This window comes from Variovorax sp. 350MFTsu5.1 (genome assembly GCF_048302515.1).
GTDB classification, from domain to species: Bacteria; Pseudomonadota; Gammaproteobacteria; order Burkholderiales; family Burkholderiaceae_C; genus Variovorax; species Variovorax guangxiensis.
Map to the genome: position 1 here is coordinate 1,867,672 of NZ_CP157620.1, position 15,819 is coordinate 1,883,490.

The 15,819-nt window shown below is 66.8% G+C and carries 6 protein-coding genes; 4 read left to right on the plus strand and 2 right to left on the minus strand.

Translation table 11 applies throughout. The features are described from left to right. The first annotated feature begins 49 nt into the window (after window positions 1-49). Entirely contained in the window at window positions 50-2,641 is a 2,592-nt protein-coding gene (locus tag ABL843_RS08210; protein WP_418119535.1) for a bifunctional aconitate hydratase 2/2-methylisocitrate dehydratase, read from the plus strand. Between the two features lie 78 nt (window positions 2,642-2,719). Here ABL843_RS08210 and ABL843_RS08215 read toward each other — a convergent pair whose 3' ends face one another. Both ABL843_RS08215 and ABL843_RS08220 read right to left on the minus strand, forming a co-directional pair. After that, window positions 2,720-3,580: a hypothetical protein gene (locus ABL843_RS08215; protein WP_418119536.1), complete on the minus strand. Its 861-nt coding sequence runs from the start codon at window positions 3,578-3,580 to the stop codon at window positions 2,720-2,722. Between the two features lie 41 nt (window positions 3,581-3,621). Beyond that, on the minus strand, window positions 3,622-4,758 hold the full coding sequence (locus tag ABL843_RS08220) for a DUF2827 domain-containing protein (protein WP_418119537.1): 1,137 nt from the start codon (window positions 4,756-4,758) through the stop codon (window positions 3,622-3,624). 490 nt (window positions 4,759-5,248) lie between these two features. Between ABL843_RS08220 and ABL843_RS08225 the strand changes: the two genes are divergently transcribed. The 3 genes from ABL843_RS08225 to ABL843_RS08235 all read left to right on the plus strand — a co-directional run bounded on the left by ABL843_RS08225 (window position 5,249) and on the right by ABL843_RS08235 (window position 15,816). Next, complete coding sequence (locus ABL843_RS08225; RefSeq protein ID WP_418119538.1) at window positions 5,249-13,444, plus strand: ESPR-type extended signal peptide-containing protein; 8,196 nt, start codon at window positions 5,249-5,251, stop codon at window positions 13,442-13,444. Between the two features lie 99 nt (window positions 13,445-13,543). Beyond that, the gene (locus tag ABL843_RS08230) at window positions 13,544-14,695 is read left to right on the plus strand and encodes a DUF2827 domain-containing protein (RefSeq protein WP_418119539.1); all 1,152 of its coding nucleotides are present in this window, start codon (window positions 13,544-13,546) and stop codon (window positions 14,693-14,695) included. Continuing rightward, complete coding sequence (locus ABL843_RS08235) at window positions 14,692-15,816, plus strand: DUF2827 domain-containing protein (RefSeq protein WP_418119540.1); 1,125 nt, start codon at window positions 14,692-14,694, stop codon at window positions 15,814-15,816. The genes ABL843_RS08230 and ABL843_RS08235 overlap by 4 nt, the downstream gene beginning before the upstream one ends. The last annotated feature ends 3 nt before the right edge of the window (window positions 15,817-15,819 follow it).

Consider the following 15,819-nt stretch of genomic DNA (forward strand, 5'->3'; position numbering starts at 1 on the left):
GCCGGAGCCGCCCCGCATGCCCGCCAGCCCAGTTTCCGGAGAAAAGAAGATGTTGCAAGCCTACGTTGACCATGTTGCCGAACGCGCCGCGCTCGGTATCCCGCCGCTGCCCCTGAGCGCGAAGCAGACCTCTGAAGCGATCGAGCTCCTCAAGAGCGCGAACGCGAAGGACGGCGCCTTCCTGCTGGACCTGCTCACCCACCGCGTGCCTGCCGGCGTCGACGACGCCGCCAAGGTCAAGGCGAGCTACCTCGCGGCCGTGGCCCACGGCACCGAGAAGAGCGAGTTCATTTCGCGCGCCCGCGCCACCGAACTGCTCGGCACCATGCTCGGCGGCTACAACATCAGCCCCCTGATCGACCTGCTCGACGACGCCGAAGTCGGCGCCGTGGCGGCCGATGGCCTGAAGAAGACCCTGCTGATGTTCGACCAGTTCCACGACGTCAAGGAAAAGGCCGACAAGGGCAATGCCCACGCCAAGGGCGTGCTGCAGAGCTGGGCCGATGCCGAGTGGTTCACCAGCCGTCCCGAAGTGCCGCAGAGCCTGACCATCACGGTCTTCAAGGTTCCCGGCGAAACCAACACCGACGACCTCTCGCCCGCGCCCGACGCCACCACGCGTCCCGACATCCCGATGCACGCGCTGGCCATGCTCAAGAACAAGCGTGAAGGCACCGCATTCCAGCCCGAGGAAGACGGCAAGCGCGGCCCGGTCAAGTTCATCGAGTCGCTCAAGGACAAGGGCCACCAGGTCGCCTACGTCGGCGACGTGGTCGGCACCGGCTCCAGCCGCAAGTCGGCCACCAACTCGGTGCTGTGGTTCACGGGCGAAGACATCCCCTTCATTCCCAACAAGCGCTTCGGCGGCGTGTGCCTTGGCACGAAGATCGCCCCGATCTTCTACAACACCATGGAAGACGCGGGCGCGCTGCCCATCGAGCTCGACGTGAGCCAGATGGACACCGGCGACGTCGTCGAACTGCGCCCCTATGAAGGCAAGGCGCTGAAGGACGGCAAGGTCATCGCCGAATTCAAGGTCAAGAGCGACGTGCTGTTCGACGAAGTGCGCGCCGGCGGCCGCATTCCGCTGATCATCGGCCGCGGCCTGACGGCCAAGGCGCGCGAGGCCCTGGGCCTGCCCGCATCGACGCTGTTCCGCCTGCCGCAAAGCCCGGTCGACACCAAGAAGGGCTTCTCGCTGGCGCAGAAGATGGTCGGCCGCGCCTGCGGCCTGCCTGAAGGCCAGGGCGTGCGCCCCGGCACGTACTGCGAACCCAAGATGACCTCGGTCGGCTCGCAGGACACCACCGGCCCGATGACGCGCGACGAGCTGAAGGACCTGGCCTGCCTGGGCTTCTCGGCCGACCTCGTGATGCAGTCGTTCTGCCACACCGCCGCCTATCCGAAGAAGGTGGACGTGAAGATGCACCACGAGCTGCCCGACTTCATCAGCACCCGCGGCGGCGTCTCGCTGCGCCCGGGCGACGGCGTGATCCACTCCTGGCTCAACCGCCTGCTGACGCCCGACACCGTGGGCACCGGCGGCGACAGCCACACCCGCTTCCCGATCGGCATCAGCTTCCCGGCCGGCTCGGGCCTCGTGGCCTTCGCCGCCGCCACCGGCGTGATGCCGCTGGACATGCCCGAATCGGTGCTCGTGCGCTTCAAGGGCAAGATGCAGCCCGGCGTCACGCTGCGCGACCTGGTCAACGCGATTCCGCTGTACGCCATCAAGTCCGGCCTGCTGACGGTCGAGAAGAAGGGCAAGAAGAACATCTTCTCGGGCCGCATCCTCGAGATCGAGGGCCTGCCCGACCTGAAGGTGGAACAGGCCTTCGAGCTGAGCGACGCCTCGGCCGAACGCTCGGCTGCCGGCTGCACGGTGCACCTGAACAAGGAACCGATCATCGAGTACATCAACAGCAACATCACGCTGATGAAGTGGATGATCGCCGAGGGCTATGCCGACGCCCGCACGCTGCAGCGCCGCATCGCCGCGCAGGAAGCCTGGCTGAAGGACCCGCAGCTGCTCAAGGGCGACGACGACGCCGAATACGCGGCCGTCATCGAGATCGACCTGGCCGACATCCACGAGCCGATCGTGGCCTGCCCGAACGACCCCGACGACGTGAAGACGCTGTCGGACGTGGCCGGCGCCAAGATCGACGAAGTGTTCATCGGTTCGTGCATGACCAACATCGGCCACTTCCGCGCTGCGTCGAAGCTGCTGGAAGGCAAGCGCGACATCCCGGTCAAGCTGTGGATCGCGCCCCCGACCAAGATGGACGCGCAGCAGCTCACCGAGGAAGGCCACTACGGCGTGTTCGGCAATGCCGGCGCCCGCACCGAGATGCCCGGCTGCTCGCTGTGCATGGGCAACCAGGCACAGGTGCGCGAAGGCGCCACCGTGATGTCGACCAGCACCCGCAACTTCCCGAACCGCCTGGGCAAGAACACCAATGTGTACCTGGGCTCGGCGGAGCTGGCTTCCATCTGCTCGAAGCTCGGACGCATCCCGACGCGCGAGGAGTACATGGCCGACATCGGCGTGATCAACAGCAACGGCGACAAGATCTACCAGTACCTGAACTTCGACAAGATCGAGGACTACAAGGGCGTGGCGGATACGGTCGCGGCCTGATGGCTCTCCCGGGGTGATCTGCGGATCGCCCGATGAAACGAGCCCCGCAAGCCTCGCTTCTGCGGGGCTTTTTCTTTTTCAGGGCGAAGGCTGGTTGGGCTGCAGGTACTCCTGCCCCGTGAGCACCATCGCCGCGCCGGCCGGGCCGCCCACCGCATGGGGCAGGGCGTTCAGCAGCGAGTTCGCGAAGTCGCCGCGGTACAGCTTGGCGCCCTGGTGGGAGAGGTTGGAGTTGGCGTCGATATAGATCGACTCGCCCAGCCCCGTCCAAAGGTGGCAGAAGCCGTAGTCCTCCGACAGGTAGCGCCGCGTCTGCGGATCGACCATGACGTCGAAGAAGCGGTAGTGCAGGCCCAGGTCGGCCTCGCCGATGCTGTCGGGCACGTAGCGCAGCTCGGGGTAGCTCGCTATCAGCCGCTCGAACACCCGGCGCCTGATCACCATGAAGCCGGTCGGCGCCTCGGTCATCTTCATGAAGCCGTCGGGCTGCACCTCCAGTTCGACCCGCGAGGTGGTCGCGGATGCCTGGGCGTTGACCGTGTAGCGGGTGAAGGTGGACTCGAACTGCTGCTGCGTCGTGCCAGCGGCTACGCCGCCTTCGGGCCAGTTCTCCCGCTTCAGCGGGTAGACCCCCGCCGCGACGTCGTAGCCCGACAGCAGCAGGCGGAAGGCCGCCTGCGCCGAGAAGCCGATGTCGGCGTCGACCCAGAAAAGGTGCGTCCACTGCGGATTGGCCAGGAACTGGGCCACGCAGTTGTTCCGCGCGCGCGTCACCAGGCTCTCGCCCTGGTGCGTGAACACCTGCAGCCGCATGCCGGCACGCTCGGCCTGCACGGCGAAGTTCAGCATCGAGTTGACGTAGTTCAGGAAGACCTTGCCGTCGTGGCTTGGCGTCACGATCACTGGGAAGAACTGCCGGAGTTCGGATGGATCGAGCATGTCGGTTCGTTCGCTTGTCGTTGGCCGGGTGACTGCCGGGCTTATCGGGCCGCGCGCCGCATCAGGCCGAGCAGCAGGGTGTCGTAGACCTCGGTGGCCGCGGCGTTGCCGGGAAGGTAGCGGCCGATCAGGCTGCGCTGGCGCTCGCGGTATGCGCCGGCCTGCGCGTCGTGCGTGTCGATGGCCTCGACCACGCGGGTGCTGGCGCCGGACACGTCGTTGCCCTGGTAGTAGTAGCCCAGGTCCGCGCACAGGTGGGCGTTGTGCACCAGCGGGTAGCCCTGCCAGCAGGTCTCCAGGTAAAAGTAGTTCAGCGGGTTCTCCCACTGGTGCGAGACCACGATGTCGGTGTTCTGCGCGAGGAACACGGGCGTTTCGTGCCGGCCCAGGAAGACCGCCTTGTGCTGGCGCACCAGGTCGAGCTGGTTCATCAGCATGATGAACTCCATGTTTTCCTTCGCCAGCCGCTCGGCGTTGGTGACCTGCAGCAGCGCGATGGCCTCGGGCCGCGCCCGGTAGGCCAGCTCGGCGATCAGCACCGGGTAGAGGCAGAACTTCACCACGTTGATGTTCGGCTCCATCACGCTCAACCGGCGCGGGCCGGCCTTCGGCTGGTAGACGCCGGTATCGGGCAGGCCGCGCGTGCGCTCGTCCAGGAACACCGGACTCCACACGAAGGGCACCGGGCGCGCATCGGCCCGGCGCAGCACCTCGAAGTACGGCTGGCTGATGTTGGCCACCTGCGGAACCATCCAGATGTCGTCGTAGCGCTGGTTGACGAACAGGTTCTGTCCCCAGAGCGGCTTGCTGAACAGCATCGCCTCCATGGCGTGCACATATTCGAAGCCGCAGCAGTACGACACCAGCCGCGCGCCGCGCTGCTTGAGGTAGTCGGTCTGCGCCGCGTCGATCTGGCCTCCGAGCTCGATCAGCACGTCCACGCTGTCCTTGGCCGCCTCGAAGGTCACGGTGGGCCAGCGTGACTGGTCCCAGGGCAGGGCCTGGGTGATCGGGACGGCCGTGGTGTTAACGAGCACTACCGAGGCCACGGTCGGGCAGTGCTTCAGCGCTTCCGCCAGGAACACGGCGTTCTGCTTGATCCCGTTGTTCCACAGCGTTTCGGCCTCGTGATGGAGGCCGATGGTGATTCCGATGCGCAGCCTTGGGGCGAGAGACATTTGAATTGTTTCTTAAATGTTAATTGCCGGAGGTGGGCTCATTTGCGTGAAAAAAGTCACGAGGCTTGCTATTGGGTCGTGATCAATTTCACGATTTTAATTTCACAGCAGACCTTTGCATTCAAAGAAACCGAAAAGCGAACCGCTGTGCGGCATCGCCGAGAACGCCTGGAAAAGACCGCCAGATGGGAGGTGTTCGATGCAAATGAATGGAATTGGACGTCTGCATGGCTTCAATTGGAACCCTGTTTCAACGTTCGACGACCGCTTCTGGCATGCAAGAGAGGACGCTTTTTGAAATTTTTGTGAACTAAATCATCAGAGTCGATTTTGAAGAATGCTGCGGTGCATCGGAAATGTAAACAACTCCGTACATTCCACCATTCTTGTAATTGAGGTGCCGTATTGAGCGCCTCCGCGATGGAGCCTGAGGCAGGAAGCATCGCATTTCCGCTATCCGAATCCGTCCACACCGCGAGCCGAAAGTCACATGAACAAGTCTTACAGAAGCATATGGAATGAATCCCTTGGCGCCTGGGTGGCGGCATCGGAGATCACCTCGGCGCGCGGCAAGCGAAGCGGTTCCAGCGTGACCGCCACGGTCGCGGCGATCGGTCTGGCGATCGCCTCCATGGCCTTTGGCCCGCATGCGGGGGCCTCGGTGCTCGGGCCGTCGGGCACCTGCGTGACCGGCGGCGGCACCGGCCCCGATGGCACGACGGCGTACGGGGCGACCGTCGCCCCGGTCGATGGCTCGGGCGTGTGGTCGACGGTCGCCGGCTGTTCCTCGAACGGCGGCAACTTCCTGGGCGTGACGACGATCGGCTCCTTCACGACCGCCCAGGGCGCGGGCGCCACGGCCATCGGCATGGCGGCGGTGGCCAACAAGCTCGCCACCGCGCTGGGCCACCAGGCCCAGGCCACCGGCATCACGAGCCTGGCCGCCGGCTTCAATGCACGCAGCGCCGGCGACAACAGCACCGCCCTCGGTTCCGCCGCCAATGCGATCGGCACCAGCAGCGTGGCCGTGGGCAACGCTGCCAGTGCGCAGGGCGTCAACGGCATCGCCATTGGACTGAATGCCAATGCCGCCAGTGTCGGTTCCAGCAACCTGGCCATCGGCTGGGGCGCCAACGCGAGCGGCACTGCGGCCTCCCTGGGCGACTCGACCGCGATCGGCACGGGCGCCAAGGCCACGGGGCAGGATTCGACCGCCGTCGGCGGCCAGACCTCGGCCACCGCCACGAACACGCTGGCCATCGGCAACAACGGCACCAGCGCCACCGCGCAGGGCGCGACCGCGTTCGGCGTGGGCGCCAAGGCCTCCGGCCAGAACTCGCTCGCAGCCGGCAACGGGACCACGGCATCGAGCACCGGTTCCATCGCCATCGGCAGCAATGCCAGCGGCGTCGCCAATTCCGCGGCGACCGACGGCATCGCCATCGGCGGCCAGTCCAACGTGGCGGCGGCTGCGACTTCGGGTATCGCGGTCGGCCGCGGCGCCGTGGTGAACAGCGTTTCCGGCATTGCGCAGGGCGACGGCGCCAACGTTGCCGCGAGTTCCAATGGCGGTGTCGCCATCGGCGCCAGTTCCAAGGTTTCCGGAACGAACACCGTTGCGATCGCCAGCGGTGCCAACGCCAGCGGCGCCAGCGCGACGGCCATCGGCAACAACGCCAACGCAGCTGCCGCGAGCGCGGTGGCGGTCGGCTCCAGCGCGGCAGGCCTGGGCAACAGCTCCGTCGCGGTGGGCAACACCGCCCTGGCCAGGGCCGACGGCTCCATCGCCATCGGCAAGAACGCCGCCATCGGCTCCAACACCGACGTCAACTCAGTGGCCATCGGCACCAACGCCAACAGCTGGGGCGGCAGCATCGCGCTGGGCACCGGCGCATCCGCCGACCAGTTCGGCGTCTCGGCCCAGAACGCGGGCATCGCCATCGGCGGCAACGCCGCGACGGACGACCGCTCGACCCGCAGCATCGCGATCGGCAACGGCGCATCGGTCAAGCCGCCGAACACGACCTCGGTGGTCGATGCGACGCTCGCCCTCGGCGTCAACGCACTCGGCTCTGGCTCGAACGCAGTGGCCATCGGCACGGCCACCGCAGCCAGCGGCGCAGGCTCGACCGCCATCGGCGGCAACGCCACCGGCGGCGCAGCCGCAGCGGCCGCCGACTCCATCGCCATCGGCGGTCAGTCTTCGGTGGTTTCGACCGCCACTTCGGGCATCGCGCTCGGCCGCGGCGCAGTGGTCAACGGCGCCTTCGGCATCGCTCAGGGCGATGGCGTGATCAGCGGCGCCACGGGCCAGAACGTGGCGATCGGCTCCAGCGGCACCACCGCCAACAGCGGCTCGGCCACGGGTGGCGCAGTCGCCATCGGGCGCGGCCAGAAGGCCACGGGCAATGGCGCCGTGGCCATCGGCGATCCCAACACCGCCAACGGCACCGGCGCCGTGGTGTTGGGTGCCGACAGCACGGCCGCAGGCGACGCCGCCGGCACGACCGCCGCGAACGGCGCGGTGGCCATCGGCAACGCCAACAACGCGATCGGCCAGGGCGCCGTCGCAATGGGCAACAACACCAACGCGATCGGCGCAGGCACGGTCGCCCTCGGCGACAGCTCGCGCGCAACGGCCCTGGGTGCCGTCGCGCTCGGCAGCAGCGCAAGCGCCGTCCAGGACTCGACGGCCATCGGCCGGAACGCCAACGCTTCCGCCGTGGCATCCATCGCAATCGGCGTGAACGGCTTCGCGGCGCAACAGTCCGTCGCGCTCGGCAACAACACCACCGCAACCGGCCAGTCGGCGGTGGCGCTGGGCGATACGGCCAACGCATCGGCCCAGCAGGCCCTGGCGATCGGTGCCGGTGCGCTCGCGTCGAACACGCGCACGGTGGCCATCGGCACGCTGGCCAACGCGGCTGGCGCCAATGCCGTGGCCATCGGCTACAAGGCCATCGCGCAGTACGCCAACGCCGTGGCCATCGGCAACGGCAGCGTGACGGGCGCGGCCGCCCCGACCGGCGCCGCCTACATGACCGGCCAGACGGCCAACGGCGGCGAAGTCTCGTTCGGCGGCGGCACGGCCGCGACCAACCGCCGCATCACCAACCTGGCCGACGGCGCCGCGCCCACCGACGCCGTGACCGTCGCGCAGCTGAGCACCACCGCATCGAGCCTTTCCACCGGCCTGAGCACCACCAACAGCAGCCTGGCCAGCCTCTCGACCTCGACCTCGACCGGCCTGAGCACCACGAACAGCTCGGTCGCAAGCCTGTCGACCTCGACCTCCACGGGCATCGTCAGCCTCTCGACCGGCCTGAGCACGACCAACAGCACCGTCAGCAGCCTGTCGACCTCGACTTCCACGGGGCTCAGCACCGCGACCAGCCGGATCAACAGCCTGTCGACCTCCACCTCGACGGGGCTGAGCACCGCCACCAGCAGCATCGGCAGCCTGTCGACTTCGACCTCGACCGGCCTGAGCACGGCCACGAGCAGCATCGGCAGCCTGTCCACGTCGGCTTCGACCGGCATCAGCAGCCTGTCGACTTCGACGTCGACCGGCCTGAGCACCACCAACAGTTCCGTTGCGAGCCTGTCGACCTCGACCTCCACGGGTTTGAGCACCGCGACAAGCAGCATCAGCAGCCTGTCGACCGGTCTCAGCACGACCAACAGCGCCGTCAGCAGCCTGTCGACCGGCCTGAGTAACTCGGCGAGCAGCATCGGCAGCCTCTCGACGGCCCTGAGCAGCACCAACAGCTCGGTTGCGAGCCTGTCGACCTCGACTTCCACGGGCCTGAGCACTGCGACAAGCAGCATCGGCAGCCTGTCCACGTCGGCTTCGACTGGCATCAGCAGCCTGTCGACTTCGACTTCGACGGGCCTGAGCACGACCAACAGCTCGATCGCCAGCTTGTCGACCTCGACGTCGACCGGCCTGAGCACCACGAACAGCTCCATTACGAGCCTCTCGACCTCGACTTCCACCGGTCTGAGCACAGTGACGAGCAGCATCGGCAGCCTGTCCACGTCGGCTTCGACCGGCATCAGCAGCCTCTCGACCTCGACCTCGACGGGCCTGAGCACCACGAACAGCTCCGTTGCGAGCCTGTCGACCTCGGCGTCGACCGGCATCAGCAGCCTGTCGACTTCCACGTCGACTGGCCTGAGCACGACGAACAGCTCTGTTGCCAGCCTGTCCACCTCAGCGTCGACCGGAATCAGCAGCCTGTCGACCTCGACCTCTACGGGCCTGAGCACGGCAACGAGCAGCATCGGCAGCCTGTCCACGTCGGCTTCGACCGGTATCAGCAGCCTGTCGACTTCGACCTCCACGGGGCTCAGCACGGCGACCAGCAGTATCAATAGCCTGTCCACATCGGCGTCGACCGGCATCAGCAGCCTGTCGACTTCCACGTCGACTGGCCTGAGCACCACGAACAGCTCCATCGCAAGCCTGTCGACCTCGACCTCCACGGGCCTGAGCACCGCCACCAGCGGCATCGGCAGCCTGTCGACCGGCCTGAGCACGACCAACAGCAACCTGAGCACCCTGAGTTCTTCGGTCAGCTCGATCTACAACACCGGCACGAAGTACTTCCACGCCAACAGCACCGGCGCGGACAGCCAGGCCATCGGCGCGAACAGCGTGGCCATCGGCCAGAACGCCATCGCCAACGGCGACAACAGCGTGGCGCTGGGCGCGAACTCCACGGCCAGCCGCAGCGCCGCGGCGATGACGAACTACGACGCCTTCGGCCTGACCAGCAAGCAGAACGCGTCGGGCGAACTGAACGTCGGCAACCGCGTGATCACCGGCGTGGCCCCGGGCAGCGCGGACACGGATGCCGTCAACGTCTCCCAGGTGAAGACCGTCACGGCTTCGCTCTCGAGCGGCCTGAGCACGGCGACCAGCAGCATCAACAGCCTGTCGACCTCCACCTCGACCGGCCTGAGCACCACGAACAGCGCTGTTGCAAGTCTGTCGACTTCGACTTCGACTGGCCTGAGCACTGCCACCAGCAGCATCAACAGCCTGTCCACGTCGACTTCCACCGGCATCAGCAGCTTGTCGACCTCCACGTCGACCGGCCTGAGTACGGCAAACAGCCGCATCGACAGCCTGTCCACGTCCACCTCGACGGGTCTGAGCACGGCGACGAGCAGCATCAGTAGCCTGTCGACTTCCACTTCGACCGGTCTGAGCACCGCAACCAGCAGCATCAACAGCCTGTCCACGTCGACTTCGACCGGCATCAGCAGCCTGTCGACTTCCACGTCGACCGGCCTGAGCACGGCAAACAGCCGCATCGACAGCCTGTCCACCTCCACCTCGACGGGGTTGAGCACGGCCACCAGCAGCATCGGCAGCCTGTCGACTTCGACCTCCACGGGCCTGAGCACCGCGACGAGCAGCATCAGCAGCCTGTCGACCTCCACGTCGACTGGCCTGAGCACGGCCACGAGCAGCATCAGCAGTCTGTCGACCTCGACCTCGACAGGGCTGAGCACCGCCACGAGCAGCATCGACAGCCTGTCCACCTCCACGTCGACTGGCCTGAGCACGGCAACCAGCAGCATCAGCAGTCTGTCGACTTCGACCTCCACGGGCTTGAGCACGGCCACGAGCAGCATCAATAGCCTGTCGACCTCCACGTCGACGGGGTTGAGCACGGCGACGAGCAGCATCAACAGCCTGTCGACCTCCACGTCGACGGGGTTGAGCACCGCGACGAGCAGCATCAACAGCCTGTCGACTTCCACCTCGACCGGTCTGAGCACTGCAACGAGCAGCATCGACAGCCTCTCGACTTCCACGTCGACTGGCCTGAGCACCGCCACCAGCAGCATCAACAGCCTGTCGACCGGCCTGAGCACGACCAACAGCACCGTCAGCAGTCTGTCGACTTCCACGTCGACCGGTCTGAGTACGGCGACGAGCAGCATCAACAGCTTGTCGACGTCGACCTCGTCGGGTCTGAGCACCGCAACAAGCAGCATCAACAGCCTGTCGACCTCCACCTCGACCGGCCTGAGCACCGCGACCAGCAGTATCGACAGCCTCTCGACTTCGACTTCGACCGGCTTGAGCACTGCGACCAGCGGCATTAGCAGCCTGTCGACCGGCCTGAGCACGACCAACAGCACTGTCAGCAGCCTCTCGACGTCCACGTCGACGGGTCTGAGCACCGCGACAAGCAGCATCAACAGCCTGTCGACCTCGACTTCAACCGGCCTGAGCACTGCGACGAGCAGCATCGACAGTCTCTCGACTTCCACGTCGACTGGCTTGAGCACGGCGACGAGCAGCATCAGCAGCCTGTCGACCTCCACTTCGACCGGCCTGAGCACTGCCACGAGCAGCATCGACAGCCTGTCGACCTCCACGTCGACCGGCCTCAGCACCGCGACGAGCAGCATCGACAGCCTGTCCACCTCGACCTCGACGGGCCTGAGCACCGCCACGAGCGGCATCAACAGTCTGTCGACCGGCCTGAGCACGACGAACAGCACCGTCAGCAGCCTCTCGACCTCGACTTCGACGGGTCTGAGCACTGCGACGAGCAGCATCAACAGCCTGTCGACTTCGACCTCGACCGGCCTCAGCACTGCCACGAGCAGCATCGACAGCCTCTCGACTTCCACCTCGACGGGTCTGAGCACTGCCACCAGCAGCATCAACAGCCTGTCGACCTCGACTTCGACCGGCCTGAGCACTGCGACCAGCAGCATCGACAGCCTGTCCACGTCGACCTCGACGGGCCTGAGCACTGCGACCAGCAGCATCGACAGCCTGTCCACGTCGACCTCGACGGGTCTGAGCACTGCCACCAGCAGCATCAACAGTCTGTCGACCTCGACTTCGACCGGCCTGAGCACTGCGACCAGCAGCATCGACAGCCTGTCCACCTCGACCTCGACGGGCCTGAGCACCGCGACGAGCAGCATCGACAGCCTGTCGACCTCGACTTCGACCGGCCTGAGCACTGCGACCAGCAGCATCAACAGCCTGTCCACGTCGACTTCGACTGGCCTGAGCACCGCCACCAGCAGCATCGACAGCCTGTCCACCTCGACCTCGACCGGCCTGAGCACCGCCACGAGCAGCATCAACAGCCTGTCGACCGGCCTGAGCACGACCAACAGCACGGTCAACAGCCTGTCCACGTCGACCTCGACCGGCCTGAGCACTGCGACGAGCAGCATCAACAGCCTCTCGACTTCCACGTCGACCGGCCTGAGCACCGCCACCAGCAGCATCAACAGCCTGTCGACGGGCCTGAGCACGACCAACAGCACCGTCGACAGCCTGTCCACCAGCCTGTCCTCGGCCGGCAGCGGCCTGGCGAGCCTGTCCACGTCGACGTCGACCGGCCTGAGCACCGCGACGAGCAGCATCGACAGCCTGTCGACCTCGACCTCCACGGGCCTGAGCACCGCTACCAGCAGCATCAGCAGCCTGTCGACCTCCACGTCGAGCGGCCTGAGCACCGCCGCGAGCAGCATCAACAGCCTCTCGACCTCGACCTCGTCGGGCCTGAGCACGGCGTTCAGCGGCATCGGCAGCCTGTCGACGGGCCTGAGCACGACGAACGTCAACCTCAACAGCCTGAGCACCTCGGTCAACAACATCTACAACACCGGCACCAAGTACTTCCACGCCAACTCGACGGCGGGCGACTCGGTGGCCAGCGGGCAGGAGGCGGTGGCGATCGGCCCGCAGTCGGTGGCCAGCGGCGCCAACTCCTTCGCGGCCGGCAACGGTGCGAAGGCGACGGCCGACGGCGCGGTGGCGGTGGGCTTCGGCGCACAGGCCACGGGTGCGAATGCGATCGCCATCGGCACGGGCGCCCTGGCCACGGGCTCGCAGGCCATCGGCGCCAACGCCCGTGCGGGCGGCGGCGGCGTGGCGCTGGGCGACAACGCGGATGCGGGCGGCACGCCGCTGAGCCAGGCGCAGAACGTCTCCAAGGGCACGGCCATCGGCTTCGGCGCGATCGTCCAGCAAAGCGGCGGCGTGGCGCTGGGCTCCGGCTCGGTGGCTTCCACTGCCGCAGGCATGGCCGGCTACGTGCCGGGCGGCGCGACGGCGCAGCAGGAGGCCGCGATCAAGGCGACCACCAGCACGCAGGCAGCGGTGTCTGTGGGCGACGCGGCCAACGGCCAGTACCGCCAGATCACCGGCGTGGCGGCGGGCACGGCCGACAGCGATGCGACCAACGTGGCGCAGTTGAAGGCGGCCTCGGCGGCGTCGAAGGCCAGCAGCGTTCAGTACGCGACCAACCCCGACGGCTCGGTCAACTACAACCAGATCACGCTGGGCAACGGCCAGGCGCCGGGCGGCACGCGCATCAGCAACGTGGCGGCGGGCATCCTGCCGGGCGACGCGGTCAACGTGCAGCAGCTCAACCAGGTGCAGGGCCAGGTCGGCGACGTGGCGCGCATCGCCTACTCGGGCACGGCCATGGCGTTCGCGATGTCGGGCACCTACCTGCCGACGCTCTATCCGGGCGAGAAGACGGTGGGCGTGGGCCTGGGCAGCTACAAGGGCTACAGCGCGGTGGCGCTGACCTTCAAGGCACTGTCGGACGACGGCAAGATGTCGTGGGGCGCGGGCCTGACGACCACGGGCAAGGAGTGGGGCATCAACGCCGGCATCGGCTGGAAGTGGAAATAAGGGAATAAGCCACTGAAAGGCCGCCGAACCGGCCCTCGAACAGGCGGCTCCCTCGCTTCACGGCGTGGGAGCCGTTCTTTCTGGTACACACTCCGCCTCATGCGCATAGGTATTTCAGTCCTTACCCATGCGGGGCAGAACATCTGGGAGAACGGAATGGGGCAGAACGTCCTGTTCCTGGCCCGGCTGCTGCAACGCATCGACTTCGTCGAATCCGTGACCCTCGTCGACGCGGGCGACCAGCAGGCCATGCCGCCCCAGGTCGACATGGCCGCCATGGGCCTGGGCTTCGGCCGGGCCCGCGAACTCACCGACGCGCTGGACGTGGTCATCGAGATGGCCGGCGCGCTCGACGTGCAGTGGCTCTCATACTTCCGCGCATGCGGCGGCCGCGTGGTGTTCCATTGCGTGGGCCAGCCTTTCGCGGCGCTGGCCGAGCCCATCGTCTTCACCGACAAGGGCCACTTCAGCAAGCCCGACCGCTGCGACGAGGTGTGGCTGCTGCCCAAGGACGAAGTGTTTGCGCCCATGATGCGCACCATCCACCGCTGTCCGGTGCACGAGGTGCCTTACCTCTGGTCGCCGCAGTTCCTGGCCCAGCGCGTCGCAGAGGTCGAGGCCGCGGGCTATCCCTTCGGCTACAGGCCGCGCACCGCCGAACAGCCGGGCTTCCGCGTGGCGATCTTCGAGCCCAACATCTCGGTGGTGAAGACCTGCAGCGTGCCCATGCTCATCTGCGACGGCGCCTACCGCGTCGACCCGTCGGCCGTGACCTCGATGCAGGTGCTCAACAGCCTGCACCTGAAGGACCACCCGACCATGCTGTACCTGGCGAACTCGCTGGACATCGTGCGCCAGCACAAGGCGACCTTCCACGGCCGCAACGACTTCGCGGGCTTCATGGTGCAGTTCGCCGACGCGGTGGTCTCGCACCAGTGGCAGAACGACCAGAACTACGGCTATCTCGACGCGCTCTACGGCAACTACCCGCTGGTGCACAACTCGCCCTGGCTGCGCGACGCGGGCTACTACTACCCCGACTTCGACATCGCCGCCGGTGCCGCGCAGCTGCGCGAAGCCGTGCGCTCCCACGACCTGCAGCTGGACGACTACCGCGCCCGCGCTCAGCGCGTGTTCCAGTCGGTCGACCCGCTCAATCCCGCGAACATCGAGGGCTACGCGCAGCGCCTGCTGCACCTCGTGGGCGGCAATGCAGGCTTCCGCGCCGATGCAGCGAGGGCCGCCGCATGATGCCGGCGAAGCTCAAGGTCGGCGTCTCCATCTTTATCCGCAAGGGCGAGCAGAGCCTGTGGGAGAACGGCGTCTACCAGAACTGTTTGTTTCTCGTGATGCTGCTGCTGCGCTCGCCGCGCGTCGAAAGCGCGGTGCTGGTGGCCGGCGGCGGCGACGGCGGCCCGGCGGATGCCACCAACTTCCTCGCCGACTCGCCCGTGCCCGTCATCGACATGGCCACGGCGGGGCAGCAACTCGACGTCATGTTCGAGATGAGCGCCCAGCTCGCCGTGCCGTGGTCGGTGGCGTTCCGCGAGCGCGGCGGCAAGATCGTCTCGATGCGCGTGGGCAACGACTACGTGATCGACATCGAGCGCATGATCTTCGACAAGCCGCACGGCCTGCTGATCTCGGGCGCGCCCTACGACGAGGTCTGGACGATCCCCGAGTACGAGGTGTCGTGCAAGCCGTATTTCGAGAGCACCTTCCGCGCCCCGGTGCGGCTCATGCCGCACCTGTGGAGCCCTATGGTGCTGGAGCGTGCCATGGCCCGCGCGCCGCAGGGGGCGCCCTTCGCCTACGAGCCCGGCCGAAGCCGCTGGCGCGTGGCCATCTTCGAGCCCAACATCTGCATGGTGAAGACCAGCTTCATCCCGATGCTCGGCTGCGAGGCCGCGCACCGCGCGCAGCCCAGGCTCATCGAGAAGATGTGGGTCTACAACAGCTTCCACCTGAAGGACAAGGCGCTCTTCATCGGCTTCGCGCAGAGCCTGGACATCGTGCAGCACGGCCTGGCCACCTTCGAAGGGCGCTTTCCGATGTTCCAGGTGATGCCCGGCAAGATCGACGCCGTGTTCGCGCACCACTGGGAGAACGCGCAGAACTATCTCTATTACGAGGCGCTGTACGGCGGCTATCCGCTGATCCACAACTCGCACCTCATCGGCGACTGCGGCTACCGCTATCACGGCTTCGACTGCGAGGAGGGCGGCCTCGCGCTGCGGCGCGCCTTCGCCGAACACGACGCCGACCTGCCGGCCTACCGCGAGCGCGCGCGCCGCTTCATCGCCACCCTCGACCCCGAGGGCGAGGAGAACGTGCGCGTCTACACCGCCGCCATCGAAAACCTTTACGCATGAGGA

Bases quoted from the DNA above. Each gene is read 5' to 3' on its own strand.
- ABL843_RS08225 (WP_418119538.1), top strand. From the start codon at position 5,249: ATGAACAAGTCTTACAGAAGCATATGGAATGAATCCCTTGGCGCCTGG.
- ABL843_RS08215 (WP_418119536.1), bottom strand. From the start codon at position 3,580: ATGCTCGATCCATCCGAACTCCGGCAGTTCTTCCCAGTGATCGTGACG.
- ABL843_RS08210 (WP_418119535.1), top strand. From the start codon at position 50: ATGTTGCAAGCCTACGTTGACCATGTTGCCGAACGCGCCGCGCTCGGT.
- ABL843_RS08230 (WP_418119539.1), top strand. From the start codon at position 13,544: ATGCGCATAGGTATTTCAGTCCTTACCCATGCGGGGCAGAACATCTGG.
- ABL843_RS08235 (WP_418119540.1), top strand. From the start codon at position 14,692: ATGATGCCGGCGAAGCTCAAGGTCGGCGTCTCCATCTTTATCCGCAAG.
- ABL843_RS08220 (WP_418119537.1), bottom strand. From the start codon at position 4,758: ATGTCTCTCGCCCCAAGGCTGCGCATCGGAATCACCATCGGCCTCCAT.